Origin of the sequence: Acidovorax sp. (genome assembly GCF_016783915.1) — a bacterium.
Taxonomy (GTDB): Bacteria; Pseudomonadota; Gammaproteobacteria; order Burkholderiales; family Burkholderiaceae_C; genus Acidovorax.
Genome location: NZ_JADHVT010000212.1, coordinates 1 through 6254, shown reverse-complemented (window position 1 = coordinate 6254; position 6254 = coordinate 1). Strand labels below are relative to the sequence as shown.

The 6254-nt window shown below is 57.1% G+C and carries 12 protein-coding genes; all 12 read left to right on the top strand.

The genetic code is table 11. From position 1 onward, the window contains the following. The first annotated feature begins 139 nt into the window (after positions 1 to 139). The 12 genes from ISS20_RS22905 to ISS20_RS22850 all read left to right on the top strand — a co-directional run bounded on the left by ISS20_RS22905 (position 140) and on the right by ISS20_RS22850 (position 6169). Positions 140 to 655, top strand: a complete 516-nt coding sequence (locus ISS20_RS22905) for a hypothetical protein (RefSeq protein WP_291439866.1) — start codon at positions 140 to 142, stop codon at positions 653 to 655. Between the two features lie 353 nt (positions 656 to 1008). Then, positions 1009 to 1269: a helix-turn-helix domain-containing protein gene (locus ISS20_RS22900; protein ID WP_291439865.1), complete on the top strand. Its 261-nt coding sequence runs from the start codon at positions 1009 to 1011 to the stop codon at positions 1267 to 1269. 469 nt (positions 1270 to 1738) lie between these two features. Further along, complete coding sequence (locus tag ISS20_RS22895; RefSeq protein WP_291439864.1) at positions 1739 to 2398, top strand: DUF1643 domain-containing protein; 660 nt, start codon at positions 1739 to 1741, stop codon at positions 2396 to 2398. Positions 2399 to 2478: 80 nt separating this feature from the next. Then, complete coding sequence (locus ISS20_RS22890; protein WP_291439862.1) at positions 2479 to 2673, top strand: DNA translocase FtsK; 195 nt, start codon at positions 2479 to 2481, stop codon at positions 2671 to 2673. Continuing rightward, positions 2674 to 3039, top strand: a complete 366-nt coding sequence (locus ISS20_RS22885) for a hypothetical protein (RefSeq protein WP_291439859.1) — start codon at positions 2674 to 2676, stop codon at positions 3037 to 3039. 25 nt (positions 3040 to 3064) lie between these two features. Then, positions 3065 to 3355 (top strand): hypothetical protein, encoded by a 291-nt coding sequence (locus tag ISS20_RS22880; protein WP_291439857.1) that lies wholly within the window; start codon positions 3065 to 3067, stop codon positions 3353 to 3355. Positions 3356 to 3790: 435 nt separating this feature from the next. Next, on the top strand, positions 3791 to 4123 hold the full coding sequence (locus tag ISS20_RS22875) for a DUF6283 family protein (RefSeq protein ID WP_291439855.1): 333 nt from the start codon (positions 3791 to 3793) through the stop codon (positions 4121 to 4123). An 8-nt stretch (positions 4124 to 4131) separates the two neighbouring features. Then, positions 4132 to 4314 (top strand): hypothetical protein, encoded by a 183-nt coding sequence (locus ISS20_RS22870; RefSeq protein ID WP_291439853.1) that lies wholly within the window; start codon positions 4132 to 4134, stop codon positions 4312 to 4314. 10 nt (positions 4315 to 4324) lie between these two features. Continuing rightward, positions 4325 to 4651 (top strand): hypothetical protein, encoded by a 327-nt coding sequence (locus ISS20_RS22865; RefSeq protein WP_291439851.1) that lies wholly within the window; start codon positions 4325 to 4327, stop codon positions 4649 to 4651. Between the two features lie 2 nt (positions 4652 to 4653). Next, positions 4654 to 5037, top strand: a complete 384-nt coding sequence (locus ISS20_RS22860) for a hypothetical protein (protein WP_291439849.1) — start codon at positions 4654 to 4656, stop codon at positions 5035 to 5037. After that, complete coding sequence (locus ISS20_RS22855; protein ID WP_291439848.1) at positions 5037 to 5474, top strand: hypothetical protein; 438 nt, start codon at positions 5037 to 5039, stop codon at positions 5472 to 5474. The genes ISS20_RS22860 and ISS20_RS22855 overlap by 1 nt, the downstream gene beginning before the upstream one ends. Before the next feature lie 44 nt (positions 5475 to 5518). Next, the gene (locus tag ISS20_RS22850; protein WP_291439846.1) at positions 5519 to 6169 is read left to right on the top strand and encodes a hypothetical protein; all 651 of its coding nucleotides are present in this window, start codon (positions 5519 to 5521) and stop codon (positions 6167 to 6169) included. The last annotated feature ends 85 nt before the right edge of the window (positions 6170 to 6254 follow it).

Below are 6254 nucleotides of genomic sequence, written 5' to 3'. Positions count from 1 at the left end.
CGACCTTGCACTCCAAATCTCAACCCATTCCTGGTAGTCAGGCTTCTCTTGTCGATGTGCTGGTCAAAGATGGGCAGATCGAGCTTATCCGCAAGCTTGGTTTGCCCTTGAAAGTGGGCTAAGTCAACTTTCTGTTTTAATGAATGAAGTAGGAATGCATATGGCAGGAAAAACCACTGGTGACAATGCAGCCAAAAATGATTTATCGACTCAGGCTGAGTCGGAGGCAGAGATATTCCTTTATTTGCCGATTTATCCTGTTGTGGTAACTCTTTGTATTGGCCTGCCTCTCGCTGTTCTTTCGCTTATGGGGTTTTATACCTATGGCTTAGCATTTGAGCCTTTGTTGTTTGCCTGTGCCTTTGTTGGGGGAGTATCCGCGATGATGCTTTATTTCAGCTATCTTGCTATTCGTAGTATTTTCTCCCCCCTTGGTGTGAAGGGGCTTGAGTTTGTGGATAATTTTAATTTCAACGAATCGGGTAAGACTGTACTGCGCTCAGTTGTTGAGAAGAAAATTCCCGTTCGCGAAATCGATTTAAGCATGGCGCTTCGCGCGCATTTTCGCCAGGAAAACGAAACCAAAGCGAAGGTACTCGACAACCTCCGCAAGAAAACGATGAGCCGTTTCACAAATGGCATTGATGAAGTGTGACGATGGTGAAGCGAGTTAAGGCTGAACGGGTCAAGGCATCAGATAAAAGGCGTTTGCTGGGGCTGACTGATGGTCAGATCGGGTTCGCAGTAGTGTTTGCTCTCTGGCTTTTGCTGGCCTGCGCATTCGCCGACCTTTCCCTTCTGACGGAGGGGGTCACGCGATAAGGGCACGCCTCTTCATGATTTGCGCGTGGATCACGGGTAGATCCATGTGTTCCTCATCAATGGGTTCAAGACTTGCAAAATAATTGCCATGGCAAGCTTTGTGCCGATAAAATACCTGCCATGGCAAAGAGAGCTGGTACCCCTGTCAATCCCGTTCCGGTGGATGTCCACAACGCACTGCAGAGCATGGCAGATCGCGCCACCGTGGCGCGCAAGGCGCGAGGCCTGACTCAGGCCGACCTGGCGCGTCTATCCAATGTGGGGCTCAGCACCATCTCTTCCATTGAGGCTGGGCACGATGGCGTCACGCTTGCAAGCTTGCTCAAGGTCCTCTCGGCACTGGACTTGCTGGAGCAGGCTGACCAGATTTTCTGCCTGGAAAAAGACCCGGCCATCGTTGAGTACGGGCGGGAGAGACTATCAAAATGGGGAGGAGGCCGAAGATGACTGGGCACCTTGCCAATCCAGGTTTTTGAGGAGCAACATGCTTGAGCTTTGGACGATTTACGACAGCCCGATAGATCTCCCCGGTAGATTCGTGGCCCGCAAATGGGTGCTGGACAAGCCGACGAGTGAACTTTTGCAGGACAAGACGCTTGAGGGGCTGCGTGCGAAGCTTCCGCCTGGCCTGCATTGCATGCCGCGCTCGCCAGGGGATGAGCCCCAAATCGTTGAGACCTGGGTGTGAATGGGGGCCTGATGACGGGAGAGCAGTTCGACACGATTGCCAGGATGATTCGGGCCCGTGAGCCCGCTCGCGCAGCTGCGCGTCTTGTCCTTGTGGATGGTTTGACGCAGGCTGACGCGGCCCGCGCCCACAAAATGGAACTCAATGCGCTGAGTAACGCGGTGCGCCGGTACCGCGAGTTTGACAGGTCGATTCGCGAGGCCTATGGGCTCTAAGGGGGGCTCTGACATGGCTACTCTGAACCTGTTCCCTGATCTGGATGAGCCACCAGTCAATCCCCGGCGTACGGGGCGTGGCAAGGTGTACGCCACGGCGGCCATTGGCTCTTCTGCTCCATTGCCAGCATCTGATGTAGATCCAATCGTGGTCGAGCGCACGCTCTTCAATGCTGATCGCACCCACCGGATGACTCTGTTTCGACATTGGGGGGACATTGACGACTACGCCTGCGGCATCTGCATGAATCCATCGGGTGCGGCCGAGGAGGTGGGCGACCCCACGGTGGATGGAATGTGTCGCCGCGCTCAGTTGCACTGGGGAGTCGGTGCCTACTACCAGCTCAACGTGATGTCGATTCGCGGGACCTATTCCGCTGACCTGGCCAAAACCGAGGTCGTGAATCTTCCAGAAAACGATGAATGGATTGCCCGCATCGCAGCCAAGGCGCGCTTTGTGGTGGTGGGCTGGGGCGTTCCAGGGCAGAAGTCGGGACGCGCTGAAGTCATCGAGAAGATCTTGCGTGAGGTGTGTGAGCCCTCCAAGGTCCTGTGTTTTGGGCTGAACAAGGACGCGTCCCCCATTCACCCGCTGTACCAGCGAACGGACGCGAAGCTGTTGCCGTTTTTTGCGCTGCGAGAGGCTAGGGGCTACGGTATCGCGAGGTCCTGAGGTGGGGCGACTGGGTTTGACATACACGTTATAACGTGTATATAATCAAAATAAGCAATCGCTGAATATAGGATTTAGTTATGTCCATGATCCATGAAGATCAAGTGCAGCAGGCTAAGGAAATTGTGACTGCACATAACCGAGCAACCCCAACTATGCTGGAGCGCTTAATGAAGGTCCACTACCAAACGGCGGTAACGATACTTGAAGAGCTTGAGAAGCTTGGCGTTGTGGGGCCCGAAATCGGCAAACTCGGTTTAAGAGCAGTTCTTTAAATGGTTCCGCTTGAACAACAAACCACCCCTGGCATTGAGTCTGGGGCATCTATCTGGTGGGTGACTTCGGCCAACTCACGGGAAGAGGGTGAGGTGACTGTTTTAAGCGTCGATGGACAGCGCGCACTGCTGAGCAATGGAGCGACTCTGGATCTGCAGACCATGAATGCCATTGCTGACCCGGTTCCTCGCGGCCGTTGCTACCGTACACGCGATGAGCACATGGCCTCGCTGCGGTTGCAGCAAGAGTGGGCAGATTTCGTGATGGACGTTCGGTCGGCAGCGCTCCCCAAGGCCCTCACCGTGGCTGACATCGGGGCAATACGGCAACTTCTGGGGATCGGCCCCAATCAGCGAGAGAGATGACGGGAATTCTCAAGGGACTGGCGGCATGGAACAAGTAGACATTGGCGACCTGGTGCAGGTGAGTTATGACCGTAAAACCGTCTGGGCGCATGCGCTCGATGGGTCCACGGTCGGGCGGTTTTCAAAGACCTTTGGCATTGATGCCCACACCACAGCCACCCAGCAGCTGCTAGGCGCTTCACAGTGTTTGCACTGCACGCATGAGCCCCCAACGCATGCGGACTGGTTGACGTTTTGCCGGTTGATGCAAGAGCACCACGGGATTGCTGTCGATGAAAACCTGATCCACTTTGAGCAGCAAGGCTCTACCCTGTAAAGACTCACCATCAAATGGCAATCTCAAAGACCAACTTGGCCGTCGTAGTGTGGGTTCTGCTTGTGGGCGTATTTGCGGCTCTGATGCTCACTGCCAATGCTTCGCCACCAAATACAACCATGAAGTCGCTGGGCACTGTGCTGCAAGTGAAGGACTGCCAAGGTGGGAAGCACTCGCACTCATGCAAGGTGATCACTACCTCTCACCAGTGGGTTACCGACCTGGGCAACTGGCCTGGCGAGATCCTTCAAAAAGGTGACCAACTGGCCATGAGAACCGACGACTGGGGCTCAAAAAGCGAGTCTTGGATGTGCCGCAACGGTTTTTGTAGAGCGGTAACTCTTTGCTGGCGCTGGATGCCATGCTGGGACAAGAATAAGTCGTCTTCGGGTATCAAGCCTTGATGATGGTCTGAAAACTCACGAGCCCCTGTTCATGCCCATCACCAAACGCCCTTGCTCAAACTGCCCTTTTCGCTGTGACGGCGAGGGCATACCGCTGGAGCCTGGACGGATCGAGGGAATCGTTTCCGACCTTCTGCGAGACGACCAGCAGACGTTCGTGTGCCACAAGACGTTGGACACCAGTCAGCGTATGACGTGCGCCGGGGCTATCGGCGTGATGTCCAAGCTAGGCCGACTGCCGGTGATCGCGCGGCTTGGGCTGGTCTACGGCGTCATCACGACTGCCGACATCGATGCGAGTGCTGCCATGGTCATTGATCCGACTACGTTGGATCTGGCCCAGGCGGATTTTGAAAAGGAATAGGGGGCTCTATGGTTTTCGAGAACATGCGCAAGGAACTGAGCGAACTGGTGAGCCTGGTCCGCATGAGCGAGCGCTATTGCACATCGGTGGCCACGCGCCCCGATCTGGCCACTGATGAATCCCACGCAACCGAGGTGAAACGCGAACAGCGCATCGCTGAGCTGTCGGCCAAGTACGGCATCACCTCCTAAAGGGTTCGACATGCAGTTCAAAGAGGTGAAGCTGATGCTCGGCAACTCAGGCGAGCCAAAGTCATTGATGTCTGCTTTGACCGCCGAAGAAGCGAAGCAGTTCTCCAAATGGTGCAATGACCAACCTCGCAGCGCTATAGGTGCCATTGACGCGATGAGTTGGCCCGGATGGGACGCGGTAAAGGCTCGGCGTGGACTGGAGCCGATGAAGGCAGCATTCGAGGCCAGGTATCAGAGAGACTGGGAAGACCCTGCGGGCGATGAAATGAAGGCCATCTGGGCTGATGCATGGGCTGCGGCCAAGGCGGTTCCTCCAGTCGAACCCTCGGGGGCTTGAGGATGAGTTGGCTCAAGAGAATTGCCCTCTGGTTTTCTCCGAGGGGGCGGTTCATCGCACAGCAGCAGGCTTTGGGGAAGACGCCTGAGGAAATCGATATCCAGCTCAGGCTACATGACGCCCGCCAGTGGCTGGATACAAGGCGGCGAGAACTCTACGAGCATGAAAATCCACCGCCGCAACTTCGCTTTGTGGATGTCCCACCTGGCGCGCTTGAAGACGATACTCCTCGCTCCGAGCTGGACATTTTTGGGCATCGGCGTGAAATGGAGGAGTACGAAGCTGGGTACCAAGCCGTGCTCGCCGATGAGCACGAGGAGCTACAACGGGAGCTGGATAAGCAAGAGGCCTCGCAGAAAAGTACCCCACAAAGGCCAGGATCGTGATGCCCCCCGCCGAATTTGCCGCCCGCGCGCTCAAGGCCTTGGATGCCATACCGCTGGAGGTACTGCATGGCATGCCGCTGGAGTGCGATGGCGCCTCTCAAGCCCTTTCCCAGATCCTGCTGCATGCCGGGATTGACCACGCAATCCACATTGGAAGCCTCACGGTGGATGGTTCAGGGCACATCCCTTTGCACTGGTGGGTGACGCTGCCCGCAGGTCAGTGCTGCGACATCCGGGCCCGCATGTGGCTTGGTGATGCACCGGGAGTCCCCCACGGCGTTTTTCTGCCCACCGCCGCCCAGCACTACCAGTCCAAGGCCATGCGTGCGCCAGTCAAGACAGCGGTGCTCTTCAGCATTCTCACTTCGCAGGACTTGGACGCCTTCGTTGCGTCCATCACCTCTGCCGATCCTGCCCATCCCCTTACCGCCGCGTGACGCTGGCAGTCCATCCGTCGAACACACCCCAACAACGTGCCCCTATGAACGCCCTGCAGCCCCTTGTTTACCCCGTGATCCATCACCTGGATGCACCCACCACTTTTTCCGAAATCCAAGTCGCACGAACATGCGGCGCGGACGGTGTATTCCTGATCTCGCATGACGGCGCGGACCTTGAATTGGTGGACGTTGCTCGGACCGCCATCCGGGAGAACGCGGGGTTCCCGATAGGGCTGAATCTGCTCTCCATGGGGTGCGTCCAAGCCGCCATGATGGCGCTGGAGGCGGGGTCGGACATGCTCTGGGCCGACGATATGGGTGTGGACTCGCAGGGGCTCACGGCTGCAGGCCAGGAAATGGCCACCATTGCCCGTGACCATCCCCGCCTGCAGCTCTTCGCCAGCGTTGCCTTCAAGTACCGCCCGCACGAGCCCAATCCGGTCGGAGCAGCTGCTCACGCCCGTGCCGCAGGATTCATCCCCACCACCAGCGGCGATGCTACCGGCCACGCACCGGACCCGCAGAAGATCTTTGCAATGGGGGAGGGCGGGGCTCTGGCCATCGCCAGCGGCATGACCCCAGAGAACGTGGCGACCTACGCGCCGGCACTGACGCACATCCTGGTGGCGACTGGTGTATCTCACACGGAGCATCACATCGACCCTGCAAAGTTGGCAGCGCTGATCGGATAGGCATCGGCGATGGATGCGCACTGTTCGACTACGGCCTGGGTATAGGCAAGGAGCTGGGGGCTCATTGTCTGCCCGACTGCAAGGA